The following is a 15,586-nucleotide window of genomic DNA, read 5'->3' as shown; positions in this document are numbered from 1 at the left end:
CCCGATTTAAATACTATCGGGCCAGTACGCATAATCGTCACCCGATGTGTTGCCATCGGCAAAACCAACGGTATTACTACTAGCATCAGTGACGAATAAAAGTTTACCCATGACAAAAAAAGGGGGGTTATTGGAAAAATTATTCTTTCCTAGCCATTGATTTTAACAACACAATTGTTTCCGCATTATCACAATTTGCCAACAGTTTTTTATCTACAGTCTCTGCAAATTTCTCAGAAACTAACCCTCTTTTTACAAGCTCTATATCCTGTAAAAGACTATCAATTAAATAAAAATCACCATCTTCCATTATTGCCTTATCTCTTTTTAGACCTATTCGTGCCCAAAAATCACCGTCACCTCTATAGTCCTTATAAACATTTAGCTTTGCTTCTGTAATCATTGTGTTATTTATTTAACGTCATGAAAAATCATGTTTACCTTATTCTGCTTAAGAATTGGATATTCGATTGCTCTCCAAGTGCTTTCTAAACGAACTCCACCCGATGCATTATGAAATATGTTTACAGATCCTTTTGCCCCATTTGCAAAGTTTGTAGATAGACTGTTCCATATATAGCTAGAAATGGAGCTTGACTTTGGTAAAATTGTTCGATTCAATTGTCTCATAATCCGTCCACCCAAAGTCATTTCTAAAGTCTTCATTCCGTTTGCTTTAGCAAAGTCTTCAGCGGCACTTTGTGCAATATACTCACCAGACCAAAATACCCTTCTTCCTGTATTAGCTATAGCACTTTCTGTACTGAATAATGGTCCACCTAGGGTCATCAAACCACCCAATCGGGTTTTGATTTTATCATCATAACTATTGAAACCTCTGCCGCCTAAATGGTTATCGGCAAACATTGAGTAAATTCCATCAGCGAATCCATAGGTGAGCTGTTGGGCAATGTTGCCATCGCGCCAACGGTCTGCCATATCAGGTTCATAAGCTTTAATAGTAGCTTGCTTGTTGTCTTTTCTGGGAGGATCATTTGGGTCTTGCTTACCATCTCCGCTCCCACCAACACCATTGGTACTGCCGCCAACATAGCCCCCTTCGCCTATGCTGACACCCCCATGAAAAGTTACATTCCCAAAATCATTCTCGTTCGGAGCGGTCATACTTCTGACTTTCTCTCCCATCAGGATCAATCATACGCACCGGATTGTTATTTCCGTACACAAATGGACTGAATCGCCGATTGACCTCTGCCAAAGGATCAACTACGCCCCAACGACCAATCGTCGCATCATACAACCGGGCGCCATAATCCAACACTCCACCGCCTAACTCCGCTAAACTCTCTTTGCTGTTGTACTTGAGTCGGTTCGAATTAGCCCCTTTGCTTAATCCAGATAACTCCAAACCCCAGGGGTCATAATCCGTCCATTGACCTACCTGGATTGCCACTAAACTGTCATAGTAAACCGCACGGATGTTGCCCAGATGATCCACATGAAAATACTCGTAGCGGGCGGGGTCATCATCCCCCGGAACCACCCGTCCTTCGGGAGTAGGAATTTGTTCAAAATGGCTATTCAGAAAGCGGGTATAGGTGGTGTAGTCACGCACATCACCAGTAGAGGTACTCATACGCAACTTCTGACCACTAGCCGTATAAGTGTAAGAAACCACTTTGCCCGTACTGAAACTGATTTGTTTAGGCAGCTTTAGCAGGTTATAATCAATCTGGCTAATACCCCGATTTAAATCTTTCTTCAGACTTCCATCGGGCCAGTACTCATAATCATTACCGATGGTGTTGCCATCGGCGAACCCAGCCGTGTTGCTACTGGCATCGGTATTTATTTTATAACCTCATACTTTAAATCTTTGCAATAAATTATAAAATCTGAATTAGGGTTTTCTAATAAGCTAGACTGACTGTAATAAAGAGGAAAGAAGTCAACTATAACGTTTCCATCTTCGCGCTTTAATAAAGCGGAATTTATCAAAGTACTTGAAGTATTTTCATTTTCAATGAAACGAAATTTTATCACATCCAAAAAGGATAATTTAATCACATCCCATTCATAATCATTAAGCTTATTCATGCAGCGAATTACCACTTCAATAGTTCGACTATTGCTACTATTTTCAGTAAGGCTTATATAACATACTTTCAATATTAGTGAGTCAGAGAATTGCTCGTAAGTATTTATGATTTCTGATAACATATTATTGAATAATTAATGCCCAATTGGAGTAGAATAAGATACCCCCTTTGGAACTTGTAAATATTGTGACGGCACTAAATTATAAGGAATATGACCCTGATGCCCACTCCCTAAATTACCTGGTATGGTCATTTCATGTCCATGCCCAGAAAGATATTTACCATGTTTTCCAAAATCCACTTGATAAATCACTTTACCTTCTGCATTATAAATATAATTTGAAACCGCCTTGCCATCACTGCTTAAGTATGTATAGACTGAATTTGGTGTAGCACCTGATTGCCATGCTTTTTCAGTACCTGAAAATAATTTTAGAATATCTTCAGACCCTTCCACAACTGCTTTACTGAAGCTGACTAATGATTTAAACCATTTTGTCAACTTCAATAAAGTAGCCCCACCTTCAACTGTCCAGGCTATATCTACCCCTAATTGAGCCGCTTTGTCCACCTCTGTTTGACGAAGTCCATCCGCTGGTCGGATGACAGCATTTTGTTCTGCCGTTGAGCGGATTTCACCTTTGGGAAAACCTCCCCCTTTTATGGGCTCTTCTCCGCCACTACCTTCCCCATTCTGATACGCCCCTTCAAAACTAACCGAACCCGTCGTATTACGGCTATTCTGCTTGGAGTAGCCATCCGAGTACTCGAAGCCCTGATTCGTCTGATCCTTGGCTTCCCGCCCATCAGGATCAATCATGCGCACCGGATTGTTATTCCCGTACACAAACGGACTGAACCGCCGATTGACCTCCGCCAAAGGATCAACCACACCCCAACGACCAATCGTCGCATCATACAACCGGGCGCCATAATCCAACACTCCACCGCCCACCTCCGCCAAACTCTCCTTGCCATTAAACTTGAGCCGATTGGTGCTATTGCCACTACTGAGCTCCGATAGCTCCAGGCCCCAGGGGTCGTAATCACGCCATTGATTCACCTTCAACACCCCCAAACTGTCCCAGTAAACGGCTCGGATGTTGCCCAGGTGATCTTTATGATAATACTCATAGCCACCCGAAAAGGCTCGCCCTTCGGGCGTATACAGACAGTCAAATTGCCCATTAAGGTTTTCTGATTCAGCCAGATAATCACGAATCTGGCCTGTAGAGCTGCTCATCCGCAGCTTCTGGCCCGTGGCCGTATAAGTGTAGGAGACGACTTTGCCTGTACTGAAACTGATTTGTTTAGGCAGCTTCAGCAGGTTGTATTGAATATCGGTGATGCCTCGGTTCAAGTCTTTCTTCAGACTTCCATCGGGCCAGTACTCATAATCATTTCCACTCGTGTTACCATCGGCGAAACCAGCCGTGTTGCTGGTCGCATCACTAACCGATAAGAGTTTGTTGCCTTCACCGTAGCTGTAGGTCAGTTGGTCAATGCCCGCCCGATTCAGGGTTTGGATATTGCCATTCTGATCATAGCTCATATTGAAAAGAGAATAATTCTCTCCAGATGCCCCCGTGTACGTAGCTCCCGATAGGCGGCTAGCTGTGTCATAAGCGTAGGTATATTGCCGAGTTTGGCTAGGCTGGCGGCTTCCTAGCCAACGTTGTTTACCAATGTTACCATCGTAGAAACCTGCCGTTTCATAGTCCAGACCAAAAGCGAATACATCACCCCGGCTGATGTTGAGCACAGGTTGACCCATCGCATCCACATTTACCCCGCGTAACCAGCCTCGAATGTGGTAGCGGTAGTCCAGCGTTTGTAAGGCTGGGGTCGTTGTGCTCCCGGTAGCTGGCCCAATCTTAGCTTCATAGAGGCCGTTAGCGTTGCTCTGGTAATTCAGATCAAAATTATCTGGCAGGATTTCGACAAAATCAGGCGCCTGATCCAGTGTGGTTCCTGTGGGAGGATTAGCAGTCCGAGTAATAGAATTGTTACCACCTGTTACTGTCCCACTACCTGTGGGCTGAATCAGTTTCTGGCCCAATCTACCAATGGCATCGTAACTGTAACGCGCCATCTCAAAGGGTTCGTCCGCTGGCGTGAAAGAAACACTGATGGGTCGACTCAGATGGTCGTAGGCAAAGTAACGGTCGGAACTGATGGTTTCTTCGTCCGTAAACCTTGATATCAGTACTTCACCGTTAAATTGATAGTGGGTATCTGTGTGCTCAATGAAGCCCAGATGATTCTGGCTTTGGTGCTGAATGACTCGGGCTTTATCATCGTACCAGAAGGCCGACGAGTACCAAGCACCCGTTTCTAGGTTCCGCACACCACTCCTGGTTAATAAACCAGTCGCATTGGGCTGGGTTGCATTTGGCCAAGGAGACGGAGCACCACTGCTAAATATAATACTGAAAGTCAATGGCGAACCAGTGTAGTTGTCGTAGAAGCTTTCCGTCAGTAGGTCGGTGCCAAAGGGGTTTACGGTGCTGGGGAAGGTCTCGTTACTAACGCCGGTGAAGTCGGCTCGCAGGTCATCGGCGGCTCGGCTTAGGGGCATCCGGCCTGTGGCTACCACTCGATTTAGCCCGTCATAGCGCGTAAACCGCCATTTACCTTCGGCTTTGTCCTGTTGATCCTGGCTCATTACCAGTCGGTCTAACTGGTCATAGACTAAGTCTGTCCAACCCGCCGAGGGAATGTGCTTGCGGATTACCCGGCCTCTGGCATCGTACTGATACACGTAGCAATTATCGATAAACTGCAGATTGGGCGTATTCGAGTCGCCGTTTGTATAGAAATACAGGGCCGCGGCCGAGCCGTTGGCTACAAACCAGTCGTAGAGCTTGGGTGGAATCACGGCGGCCAGTCGCTCATAGCTGTCATAAACATATACGGTCGTGAGGGTCTGGCTGGGCAATACCACATCGCGCCGGATCATGCGCCCCTGCAAATCGGTGTACTCGATGGTCTGGTTGTTCTGCTCGTCGGTGGTAGTGCGGCTGGCAATGTCGAAGGGGCCAAAGTAATCCCAACCCGAACCGCCTTCAATATTGCCGTAAATGACGTTTGAGAAGAAATTGACCTTAAACCGAATAATGCCACTGCTGGTAGCTCCGTCGCCCGGTACGCCATAGCTTAGCTGTTGTTTTCGGTTGGCCGTTCGCCAGTTCTGGCCCGGTCCCCATTGTTGGGTGGGTCGGTTCAGCGGACTGGCTTCATAAATAGTTTCACTGTACGGATTCGTGTCGCCATAAAAGGAAGCTCCCGACGACTGCGGGCTGCTCAGGAACGTTCCACCCACGCCACCGGGTACAGGCAGAAAACTCTGGTTGGGTCGGCCATAGGCATCGTAGGAGGTACTACTCGTTACTATATCGGTGCTGGCATCGCCCGCGCCCCGCACCTGCACGGTTTGCGTGGGTCGGCCCAACCCATCCAGATACGAAACCGTAGCGGGTACATCCACATAACTGCTGTTGAGCGAAACGGACGTCTGCGCCGTGCGGGGTGTTTGCTCAACCACGTAGTTCTGTCCAGCGCTGGGCGAAACCTGTGCCCAGGCCGAAAAACAGACGAAAAGCAGCAGCAAAATGCCCAGAATAAGTTGACTAAAAAGCGATTGTCTCATGGCTGGGTAGCGTAGTGGTATGAATAGTTTTTGAGCACGTTTCCGTCTTTGTCTTTGATGGTTGCCAGTCGGCCAAAGGCATCATACTCGTAGGTGGTTGTTACCCCGCGCGGATCGGTGGTGGTGCGTGGCCCCAGCAGAGGGCGCGTGTAGCTGTAGGTGCTGGACTGAGCATTGGCTTGCCCCGCGTTGAGCGTTTGCTGGTTTACCACCGAGAACTGAACTCCTCCGCCGGGCGTATACGTATCATAGCCAAAGGCGGTAGCGGCTCCGTTGGTCAGTTCATAGCGGGTCAGATTTCCGTTGGCATCATAATTGGTCATCGTTAGCCGCAAAACCATACGTGGATCAGTTGGGAAACTACTCGCAGAGCCAGATGCCGTGTACCGCTGTGCCGAAGAGCGATAGGGGTTGTTGGCGGGAAACGAGTTATAAAGCGACTCCATCCGGTAAGTCCGGTAAGGCAGGGCCGTTGTCAGCCCATTCAGAGTAGTGGGTGTATAGGTAGTTAGCTTGCCCGTTTTATAGTCCCAATTGCTGGAGCCTGCTTCTTGTCGAAAGTGGACTTCTTCGATGGGCAAGTACACGTTTCGCGTCTGTAAAGCCCGAATACCCTGTAGCTCAGGACTGCTGGCGTTGGCTGGTATGGAGCCAAAATCCTGCGGGTAACTGAGTAACGTGCCCACAATGGCATTGCCTTGATTCGCTGGACCTTCGACAACCACCTGCGTTCGGAAGGGAAGATAGTAGACAGGTGAGTAATCGGTCAGTGTGGTTTTTACCGTATAGCGACCTGAATTATCATCAGCATAGGTGTACTCGCTGCTACCCGTAAGTTTGGTCAGCCCGTAATTGAATAAATAGGTTTGAAAGGGCAGATACGCATCATCAATGGTATTACAGCCGTTGGTAGCCTGCTTCGCCCCAATTTGCTGGACAGATCGTTGTACCAGTATGCCAGCCAGATCGGTGGTACTACCCGAGGCAATCGTACTAAATGCCTGAACCAGTTTAGATTGTAGGTTGCCATTGGCATCGGTAACGGTTCGGTTCTCTAGTTGGCCCCGATCCCAGCTCCGGCTGGTCAGAAACGTTTTGCCGGGGGCCAGTTGGATCAGCCCATCAGAAGCCGCATCCCGAAACTGAGACAGGGTTTTACCCGTAGTATTACCACTCCCATCTTCAGCATATTCGGCTACTTCGGCATACGTTACCGGACTGCCATCATCGGGCGAGAGCGGGTAAGTGGGCGATGACGAGAAGGTATAGGCGTAGTAGCTAAAGTTGGGGGCACCCGGCGCAGGTTGGTAATTATTCAGTTTCAGGCTGGTAGTATAGGTATTGACCAACTTAGACCGAAACGTACCCCAACCCGACTCATTCACGCCATACCGATAGGTTTTGGTAGTGGCCAGTTGATTGTCTGCCGTATAGCTCCGAATCTGATGAATCCGAAGGCCCCCCGCCAGTTTTACGCCATTGTCGTTATACCGATTGGTCTCAAAATCGAACTGGGTCGAGCCGCCCGTTGGGTAGCGGATCGACTGAAGTACCCAGGCCTTCATCAAACTCTCGTTGGGGTCGCGGTTGGCATCGCCAATGGTGAAGGTAGTTACCGACGGATTATTGGCATTCTCCTGAATGACAAACGATTGCTTGGCCAGGAGAGTAGTACTAAGTTGGCCATTGTAATACCCCCAGAAATCTTTGGCATTCCCACCCGCAGCCGACAAGGGCGTGGCATTATAAGTGAACGTATAGGCGCCCAGACTTGTGGCCCCATCGTTCTGGAGCAACTGGATCTGATCTAAAAACGTCACCGACGAGCCATCGGTGCGGTTTTTGTTCACATACTGAAAGTCGAAGCGTTTGATCAGTGCATAGTCTCCACTGGTTATGTCGTAACTCATCAGATCGATATAATCCAGAGCGTAGCCGCCATCGGGCCGAGCCTGGGCTTCCAGCACAAAGCGGAGTTTACCGCCCGGAAACTGAATCTCATTGGGCAGCCGGGTACCTACCTGCACAGATGCATTTCGATGGGTTTGGCTGCTAATACCTGTTTGTATGCCCGATACACTAGGCGATGATTCGCTCAAATTGGCCAATACAACCCAGGTATCGGTCGGTTCAGGGGCCGATGGCTGATTGAGAGCTGATGTATAGGTATAGATAGCCCGTTCAGAACTGTTCAGGCTAACAATTTCGCTCAAATGCCAGGCACTCGTAAAGCTGGCATAGGCATTGGACGAGGTTGGGTTGGTAAACGTGGTTTCGGCATCGGCATAACGAAACTGAGTGCCGCTGGCATCGACCAACGTAAACGAACTAAGCCCTGAAGATGCCGTGAGGCTAACCGGTTCGGGAGAGAGAAAAACGGGAGAAGACAACGTAGGCAGAATAAAGGTATTGCTTCCTGCCGGGGTTCGATATGCAAACAGATCCCGCTGACTATCGACCAGATTAGTAGCCAGATTACTAATCGGTAAATCGGTGGCATCGGTTGGGCAGGATGGGTCATAGGTTGGTGATACAATAGACCGATTCAGTACACCCGTAGTTGGCGTGTCCTGTTCATCGGGTCGGCTCAGAACATTACGAGTAATGAGCCCTCCGGTTTGCAGACTCCAGCCCATACCTACCCACGAGGCCAGATCGTTGACTTTTAGGCCCGACGCGTGGTAAGTGAGTTTAATGGGCACCGTGAGCGTACCAACCTTAAATTCGTGGATCGGGATTTCGATGGAAGGCAGGCCCGTATACATACTCACGGGGTATTCGCCATAGCGACCCAGAGCCGCCACCGTAGGCGATTTTGGGGTAATTTGTGGCAACAGATCTGACAACGTTGCTACCAGAGACGGTTGATTGACTGGCGCAGTCGTTGCCGAATCACCAGGGAGTTTCTGAGCGAATACCAAAGGGCATAGTCCGACCAGGCACACCAGCAAGGTGCGTCGAAACAGGAAAATTAGCATGATGGATTGGATGGGTTAGCGGTGCTGGCGACTCAGTCGGATTACCTGCCGTTTTAAGCGTTTGATTTCTGTTTCCTGCCGGATAGCGTGTAGGGTCAGTTCTTCGATTTTACTCATCATCTGAGCCTGCATCTGGGCCACATCGATGCCCTGTTGATCTACTTCCTGTGCCGAGGGAATACCTGGCAAGTGCCCATGCTGCTGAATAAAATGACGCACCTGCGCCAGCGGGGTCAGGCGGTAACTGGGCGAAAAAACATAATCGGCCCAATGGGTGCCATTTTTGGTAGCCACCCGAAGTCGCTCGGTGAGAATACCGCCCGTCACCAGAAGATTGTAGCCTGTCGGGTAGTTCAGGGTTTGAATACCCGGATTAGGACCAATCACCACATAATGAGGAATTTCAATAAGATTGTCGGGTGGGGTTGACTGGGCGAATACAGTGGTTGATACTAAGTAGCCTACTATGAGCAAAAGAGCCTTTTTCGGAAAAGATAGCTGAAACATAACAGGAAATGGAATGGTACAGGTGAACAATAGAGATTATTCACGAACCATGCCAAGTCCTATTAAATACTGATCTTAATCACAAATAAATATTCATTAAGACGAATATTGACACATAAATAGTCTTTAAACAAGGCTTTGAAAGCTAAATTTTTCAGAGGACTGTTAAAATAGGAGGGTGCTTTTTGGCATCACAACGAAAGAAGGGTCTTTATTTGGCGTAGTTTCTGAACTACCTTATTTCACACCGGTCAAAGACCGGATAACACTTGAACGTAGAGTTTATACTACGCTCAACGGGGATCAGACTTATAACCTTCCTGTGGCATTGGTTTCTTTCCAGTGATGTCGGTTTCTTAAAACCGACATCACTTCACTAGAGTTTACGGCACAAGCACCTTAATCACCCGTCTTCTCCCATTCACGTGCACGTCCAGCCAATACAAGCCCGCGGCCAACGGTTGCTCAAACACCAGATCAGCTTCGCCAGCCTGACGCTCCAATCGACCGGTAATTTGTTGACCCGTCATAGATCGTAGTTGCACAGTTGCATCGTCGGCATTCCACAATCGCAAGTGGATTCGGTTAGAGTTGGTGGGGTTAGGATAAACGGACGCAACGGGTTCGTCAGTTCGAATAATGGCTTCTACAGGTTTGAAACTTTGGGTTGTACCATCCCGGTCAATCTGTTTCAGACGGTAATAGTTGATACCTGGTTTCGGATTCAAATCTGTCAGGCCGTAATAGTATCGGGTATCGGTTGTGCTTTTGGCGGCCACTTCACCTACGGCAGTGTATTCGCCTAAGTCGTAACTACGTTCAACCAGAAAATGATCTGCATTCTGTTCCGATGTGGTTGCCCAGGCCAGTTGAACACGGTCACCTTCGGGATTGGCAGTGAAAGAAAGTAGCGTGACGGGAAGCGGTGCACTGGTGACGGTGCCGTTGATGGTGATTTCATCAAGTCGAAGCGTTCCGTTACTGGAAGTTGGATTGCAGCCGTAAATCCGGAAGGTTATTGCCGACGTTTGGTTACTAAAATTAGAGCCACTTAGCGTAATAGACGCTACCTGATAGTTTCCAGAAGTGGACCTCGAATAAATATCACTGCTAAATCCGTCGGCACTCGACCTAACGGTAAGCTGCTGAGGTCCTTCACTCGAACTGGAGAATGCAAAAGATAGCGAAGTAAGCGTAACTTGGGCTGTACCTTGAGGCTGTATCGAAAATTGCGCATACTCGCCATAGGTACAACCACTCACGGACCAATGTTGAAGACTCACCCCCAATCCGGCGTAGCCCGACTGGTATGTACCAAATAGTTTATTGACGCCAACATAACTGATCGCCGAAACGCCAGCTGATGCGTTCGACGATGTCCCATTATCATTACCTTCAAAACTCCACACAGCAGAGAATGGCGTGACCTGCGCAGAAGTCAGCTGTATTGATAACGCCCAGATAAGCAGACAGACAAGACCGATTTTCTTTATAAAGGATACCATTGCAGTGACTTACAAGTTCAGACTGCAAGGTATCCAGAAAACCATTAAGTCACTTAATAAATAAATTCACCGACTTCACTTTGTATGGTCACTCGTTTACCTTCATAGTCCTCAACGCGACCAATTATCTGAGCGGCTATTCCAAATGATTGAGCGATGTCGATAACACGCTGTGCATGGCTTTCAGGCAGATAAACCTCAAGCCGATGACCCATGTTGAACACCTTGTACATCTCCTGCCAGCTGGTGCCACTTTCGGACTGAATCAACCGAAACAGAGGTGGAATGGGAAAGAGGTTATCTTTAATAATATGCAGATTGTCAACAAAATGCAGCACTTTCGTTTGCGCTCCACCTGAGCAATGCACCATACCATGAATCTGCGCCCGATGCTCGTCTAGTAACACTTTTGCAACAGGGGCATAGGTGCGCGTGGGCGATAAAATCAGTTGGCCTACCGTTACGGCCTGCCCTTGCTCAACAGCAACGGAATCTGTTAGTTGCTTTGAGCCACTATAAATCAGCGACTTATCGATAGCCGGATCGAAACTTTCGGAATATTTATCGGCTAGATAATGAGCCAGTACATCATGGCGAGCCGACGTCAGCCCATTGCTGCCCATCCCTCCATTGTACGACGTTTCGTAGGTAGCCTGACCGTATGAAGCCATGCCAACAATCACATCGCCCGGTTGAATACGGTCGTTACTAATCACCTGATCACGGCGCATCCGGGCAATAACCGTACTATCAACAATTACCGTCCGAACCAGATCGCCTACGTCAGCGGTTTCTCCTCCAGTGCTGTAAATCTCGATGCCGTGGTCGCGCAGCATCTGCAAAACCTCTTCGGTCCCGTTGATGATTTCGGCAATGACTTCCCCCGGAATCAGGTTTTTGTTGCGACCAATGGTCGATGAAAGCAACATCGGTCCTGTGGCTCCAGCGCAGATCAGATCGTCGGTGTTCATGACAACCGCATCCTGCGCAATGCCTTTCCAAACGCTCAAATCTCCTGTTTCGCGCCAGTACAGATAAGCCAGGGCCGATTTGGTGCCAGCTCCATCGGCATGCATAATGGTGCAAAAATCGGGATCACCCGCTAATGTATCAGGTACGATTTTACAAAATGCTTTGGGAAACAGGCCCTTATCAAGTTGGGCAATGGCGTTGTGAACGTCTTCTTTACTGGCGGAAACTCCGCGCTGGGCATAGCGGTCCATTCAGGAATGATGAATGATGAATGATGAATGATGACAGGACCGCCCGCACGGTGACAACCGGGCTGGCGAACTAACGAAAGACAAAGGTAAGAAAGAGCATCAACACCCTGTCATAATTCCATCGAGAGAGCTTGCCAATAGGTATAATCATTCATCATTCATCATTCATCATTCATAAACAATTCCCGCTTCGGCCTGAACCGCATCCAGCAGTGCTATTAAATTCAAACTATCCTCCAGCGACCAGAGTGGGCTTTCGGTTTTACCTTCTGCAAGACATTGCATCACGTGTTGCGCTTCGTAATCATAGCCAAAGGTTGTACGATCAAATGTGAATACCTGTTCGGGCTGATCAGTCTGTTTGAGCGTAATGCCTTTCGTTTCGTGAAAGCGACTGTGAATTCGAATCTGACCAGTTTCTCCCTGAATCAGTCCAATGCAGTCGGTATCGGCAATGATCGTACTATCTAACAGAGCCAGTTGACCGTCTGGATAAGTAAGCACCATACCACACTGCTCATCGACACCCGTTGAGCCGAAGTTGGCCGATGCTTTAACCATTGACGGTTTTCCTAAAAAGAGGTAAGACAAAAACAGGGGATAGATGCCAATGTCCAGCACAGAACCACCGCCAAGTTCTTTGTTAAACAATCGTTTTTCGGGCAGAAACGGCGCTCTAAAACCGAAATCAGCTTTTATGGAAACTACCTTGCCAATAGCACCTGATTGAGCCAGTTCCAGCGCTTTACAAATGCCTGGCATAAACCGAGTCCATAAAGCTTCCATCAGAAATACGCCCTTTGAACGCGCCGTTTCGACCATCTCCCGAACTTGTTGGCTGTTCATAGCAAATGGTTTTTCGCCAAGAACGGCAACACCGCCATTGAGCAAGAGTAGCACATGTTCGTGGTGTTTAACGTGGGGCGTAGCCACATATACAACGTCCAGATCAGGCAACGTCAGCAAATCGGTATACGAGCCAAAAGCGTGAGGAATGTTGTATTCCTGCGCAAACTCGTCAGCACGTTGCTGATCAGAGGAGGCCACCGCATAGAGCTGCGCATCTGGCACGGTAAGTAAGTCCTTTGCAAATTTGTGGGCGATGCGGCCCGGTCCTAAAATTCCCCAGCGAGTCATGGGTAAAGGCAGGTTTAGATGAGTAGGCTATTGGATAAGTTGACCACCTGGTCGACTGTCAAATGTATCTTTTTTTTCTAAGTTGCGGTTTCACCAATGCCTCTTTCTGTGAAATACACTCAGCAATGCCTCCTCACGTTACTTTTTCTTTTTGTTTTTACATGTACCAACGCTCAGATTGTTGAGCAACCTGATCCGCTTCGGCCCTCATTACCAGACTCTAGCAAGGCTGTCAAAATAGATTCGAGTAAAACGAAACTCAGTCAACAGAAAATCGACTCAATTAAGAAGGCTCCACCCATACCCACGATCTTTCGTTACCGCTTCACCGCCGATGGTACGATTACGGAAGGGAACGTTAGTCGGGCGCTTCTGCAATTGACCAGCGCCGTTGATTACCAATTGAGCAATTATTTCAAATTGTCAAGCAATCCGTCGTTTGTGTATGGTAAACAAAATGGCATACTAGCTGAACGCGAATGGTTTGGTGATTTACGAACTACTTATCGGTACGAAAAGCGGCTTTACTACTTAGCCTTTGGCTCCTACGAACGGAGCAATTTGCGACAAATCAATCATCGCTGGACAGTTGCGGCTGGAGCAGGATACAAACTTCTGAATCATAAACGGGCGTACATTTCGCTTACAGATGTGATTATGCAGGAGTACACCGATTTTGTGGAATTAAATGACATCAATATCTGGCGAAATTCGGCCCGGCTTTATGGGGAATACAGCTTCGACAAAGATCGCTTCACCATCACGCATACAGCGTTCTATCAGCCTGCATTAGGACAGTACAACATTCGATGGAACGCCAGTTTGAGTCTTCAGATAAAACTAACACAGGTCATTAGTCTTCGGTCGACAGTGGCCAATGCCTACGAGAGTTTGATTGTTCCCGGCCGTCAGAATAATGACTTCCGGTTTACGATGGGGCTGGTGTATGAGAAGAAATAAGCTGGCGCGAGTATTCACTCGTGTCTTCTCATGTTGCCAGCATTCGCTGGCGCAATGGCTAGTTGTTAAATGCCAGCGAATGCTGGCAACATGAGAAGGCACGAGTGAATACTCGCGCCAGCCGCTAGATACTTACTGTTTATCCGGGAACGGAATAATCAATTTTTCGCCCCGTGTGGCAATGTCCTTATCTTTTTTGTTAGCCCGCATGATGGCTTCCTTGCTGACACCATATTTTTGAGCCACAACGCGCAACACGTCGCCGGGGCCAACAGTATGTACCGCCATGGCTTTCACATTCAGTTTGGTAATACCCGCTTTCACGTCGCTCTCCGACACGCCAGGATTGAGGGCTTTCAGTGTAGCAAGTTTCATGTTGTACCGATTGGCAACACCATAGAAGGTTTCGCCTGATCCAACTGTATACGTACTCGAAACACCACCAGGCTTGACTTTAATTTTTTCAACAACCTCTGTCTTCGGCTTTTCTTCTTTCGGTTTTTCCGCAGGCTTCTCCTCAGTTTTGGGTTTTTCCTCCTTCGGTTTCACCACAGCCGCTTTCTCTTCTTTGGCCTTTTCGCCAGAAGAAGGTTTTCCATCTGTCGTTTCGCGGTTATCTTCGGCAACCTCTTCCGCCTTGGCTTCGGGGGAATCGGCGGGTGGAGTAGCCTGCGAAAGATCTACGGGTGCTGGCTGCGAAGATGTATCTACTTCCTCTGGCGACATCAGCATTTCGGGCTCATTCTTTGTCAATGGCTGTTGCGAAGCCGTATCGAGCGCCACATTGGTTAACTCGTCGGAGCCGTTCGTATCGTCAGTAATATATCCGTAGCCTACATAAAGCAGGGCAGCAATTAGCCCCACCAATACGACAAGGGTAATAGCAGGCAAACTGGTGTTTCCAGCAGGGCGCGGATTGGATGATTGGTTGTCGGATTCCATGGGTTAACTAAAGAATGGATAATAGACAATGAATAATGGATAATGAACGTCAGACTGGTATAGCATTTTCACTTATTCATTATCCATTATTCATTTAAATTGGTGTCGTTAATTGCTGGCTCATGTGGGCCACTTTCTCTTTAAGATCTTCTTTAAACTGACTAAGATTTTGGGCAACAGCTTCATCAAATGTACCAACAATCTGGGCTGCCAAAATACCTGCATTCCGGGCACCATCCAGCGCCATTGTTGCCACAGGGACGCCACCCGGCATTTGCAGAATCGACAGGACAGAATCCCAGCCATCAATCGAGTTGCTCGATTTCACGGGCACGCCAATTACCGGCAATGTTGTTAAAGACGCTACCATACCAGGCAAATGGGCGGCTCCACCTGCCCCGGCAATAATAACTCGTAGCCCACGATCGCGGGCTGTTTTTGCGTAATCGACCATTTTTTCAGGCGTCCGGTGGGCCGAAACGATGTCCATCTCCCAGCTAACGCCTAATTCGGTCAGAATGTCGGCAGCTTCCTGCATAACCTTACGGTCGGAAAGACTGCCCATGATGATACCTATCATTCAGAATAATTAACTTGACTCTCTGCGAAATAACACAGATTCAGG

13 protein-coding genes are annotated in these 15,586 nt (G+C 48.1%); 1 reads left to right on the top strand and 12 read right to left on the bottom strand.

Going from position 1 to position 15,586, the window contains the following annotated elements; translation table 11 throughout:
• Positions 1 to 139: 139 nt before the first annotated feature.
• The 10 genes from H3H32_RS34030 to H3H32_RS33985 form a co-directional block, all read right to left on the bottom strand.
• Positions 140 to 403: a hypothetical protein gene (locus H3H32_RS34030; RefSeq protein WP_182460149.1), complete on the bottom strand. Its 264-nt coding sequence runs from the start codon at positions 401 to 403 to the stop codon at positions 140 to 142.
• A gap of 8 nt (positions 404 to 411) precedes the next feature.
• Positions 412 to 1,125, bottom strand: coding sequence for a hypothetical protein (locus H3H32_RS34025; RefSeq protein WP_182460148.1), 714 nt, complete (start codon positions 1,123 to 1,125; stop codon positions 412 to 414).
• On the bottom strand, positions 1,103 to 1,597 hold the full coding sequence (locus H3H32_RS34020) for an RHS repeat-associated core domain-containing protein (protein ID WP_182460147.1): 495 nt from the start codon (positions 1,595 to 1,597) through the stop codon (positions 1,103 to 1,105). Before H3H32_RS34020 ends, H3H32_RS34025 begins: the two co-directional genes overlap by 23 nt.
• Positions 1,598 to 1,809: 212 nt before the next feature.
• The gene (locus H3H32_RS34015; protein ID WP_182460146.1) at positions 1,810 to 2,181 is read right to left on the bottom strand and encodes a hypothetical protein; all 372 of its coding nucleotides are present in this window, start codon (positions 2,179 to 2,181) and stop codon (positions 1,810 to 1,812) included.
• Positions 2,182 to 2,193: 12 nt separating this feature from the next.
• Positions 2,194 to 5,709 carry a DUF6443 domain-containing protein gene (locus H3H32_RS34010; protein ID WP_182460145.1) on the bottom strand — a complete coding sequence of 1,172 codons (3,516 nt, stop codon included), beginning with the start codon at positions 5,707 to 5,709 and terminating at the stop codon, positions 2,194 to 2,196.
• Positions 5,706 to 8,687, bottom strand: a complete 2,982-nt coding sequence (locus H3H32_RS34005; RefSeq protein ID WP_182460144.1) for an RHS repeat domain-containing protein — start codon at positions 8,685 to 8,687, stop codon at positions 5,706 to 5,708. Before H3H32_RS34005 ends, H3H32_RS34010 begins: the two co-directional genes overlap by 4 nt.
• A 15-nt stretch (positions 8,688 to 8,702) precedes the next feature.
• The gene (locus H3H32_RS34000; RefSeq protein WP_182460143.1) at positions 8,703 to 9,194 is read right to left on the bottom strand and encodes a hypothetical protein; all 492 of its coding nucleotides are present in this window, start codon (positions 9,192 to 9,194) and stop codon (positions 8,703 to 8,705) included.
• A 383-nt stretch (positions 9,195 to 9,577) separates the two neighbouring features.
• Positions 9,578 to 10,699: a T9SS type A sorting domain-containing protein gene (locus H3H32_RS33995; RefSeq protein WP_182460142.1), complete on the bottom strand. Its 1,122-nt coding sequence runs from the start codon at positions 10,697 to 10,699 to the stop codon at positions 9,578 to 9,580.
• Between the two features lie 53 nt (positions 10,700 to 10,752).
• Positions 10,753 to 11,922 carry an AIR synthase-related protein gene (locus tag H3H32_RS33990; protein WP_182460141.1) on the bottom strand — a complete coding sequence of 390 codons (1,170 nt, stop codon included), beginning with the start codon at positions 11,920 to 11,922 and terminating at the stop codon, positions 10,753 to 10,755.
• A gap of 168 nt (positions 11,923 to 12,090) precedes the next feature.
• Positions 12,091 to 13,059, bottom strand: a complete 969-nt coding sequence (locus tag H3H32_RS33985) for a Gfo/Idh/MocA family protein (RefSeq protein ID WP_182460140.1) — start codon at positions 13,057 to 13,059, stop codon at positions 12,091 to 12,093.
• 96 nt (positions 13,060 to 13,155) lie between these two features.
• Here H3H32_RS33985 and H3H32_RS33980 point away from each other — a divergent pair, with 96 nt between their 5' ends.
• Positions 13,156 to 14,019 (top strand): DUF481 domain-containing protein, encoded by an 864-nt coding sequence (locus H3H32_RS33980; RefSeq protein ID WP_182460139.1) that lies wholly within the window; start codon positions 13,156 to 13,158, stop codon positions 14,017 to 14,019.
• A gap of 132 nt (positions 14,020 to 14,151) precedes the next feature.
• On the opposite strand, the gene H3H32_RS33975 is transcribed toward H3H32_RS33980, so the two are convergent.
• Positions 14,152 to 14,961: a LysM peptidoglycan-binding domain-containing protein gene (locus tag H3H32_RS33975; protein ID WP_182460138.1), complete on the bottom strand. Its 810-nt coding sequence runs from the start codon at positions 14,959 to 14,961 to the stop codon at positions 14,152 to 14,154.
• A gap of 94 nt (positions 14,962 to 15,055) precedes the next feature.
• Positions 15,056 to 15,541, bottom strand: a complete 486-nt coding sequence (gene purE / locus H3H32_RS33970; protein ID WP_182460137.1) for a 5-(carboxyamino)imidazole ribonucleotide mutase — start codon at positions 15,539 to 15,541, stop codon at positions 15,056 to 15,058.
• Positions 15,542 to 15,586: the final 45 nt, after the last annotated feature.

Source organism: Spirosoma foliorum, assembly GCF_014117325.1.
Classification (GTDB): Bacteria; Bacteroidota; Bacteroidia; order Cytophagales; family Spirosomataceae; genus Spirosoma; species Spirosoma foliorum.
The sequence above is the reverse complement of the archived record's forward strand: the minus strand, read 5'-3'. Positions and strand labels throughout refer to the sequence as shown.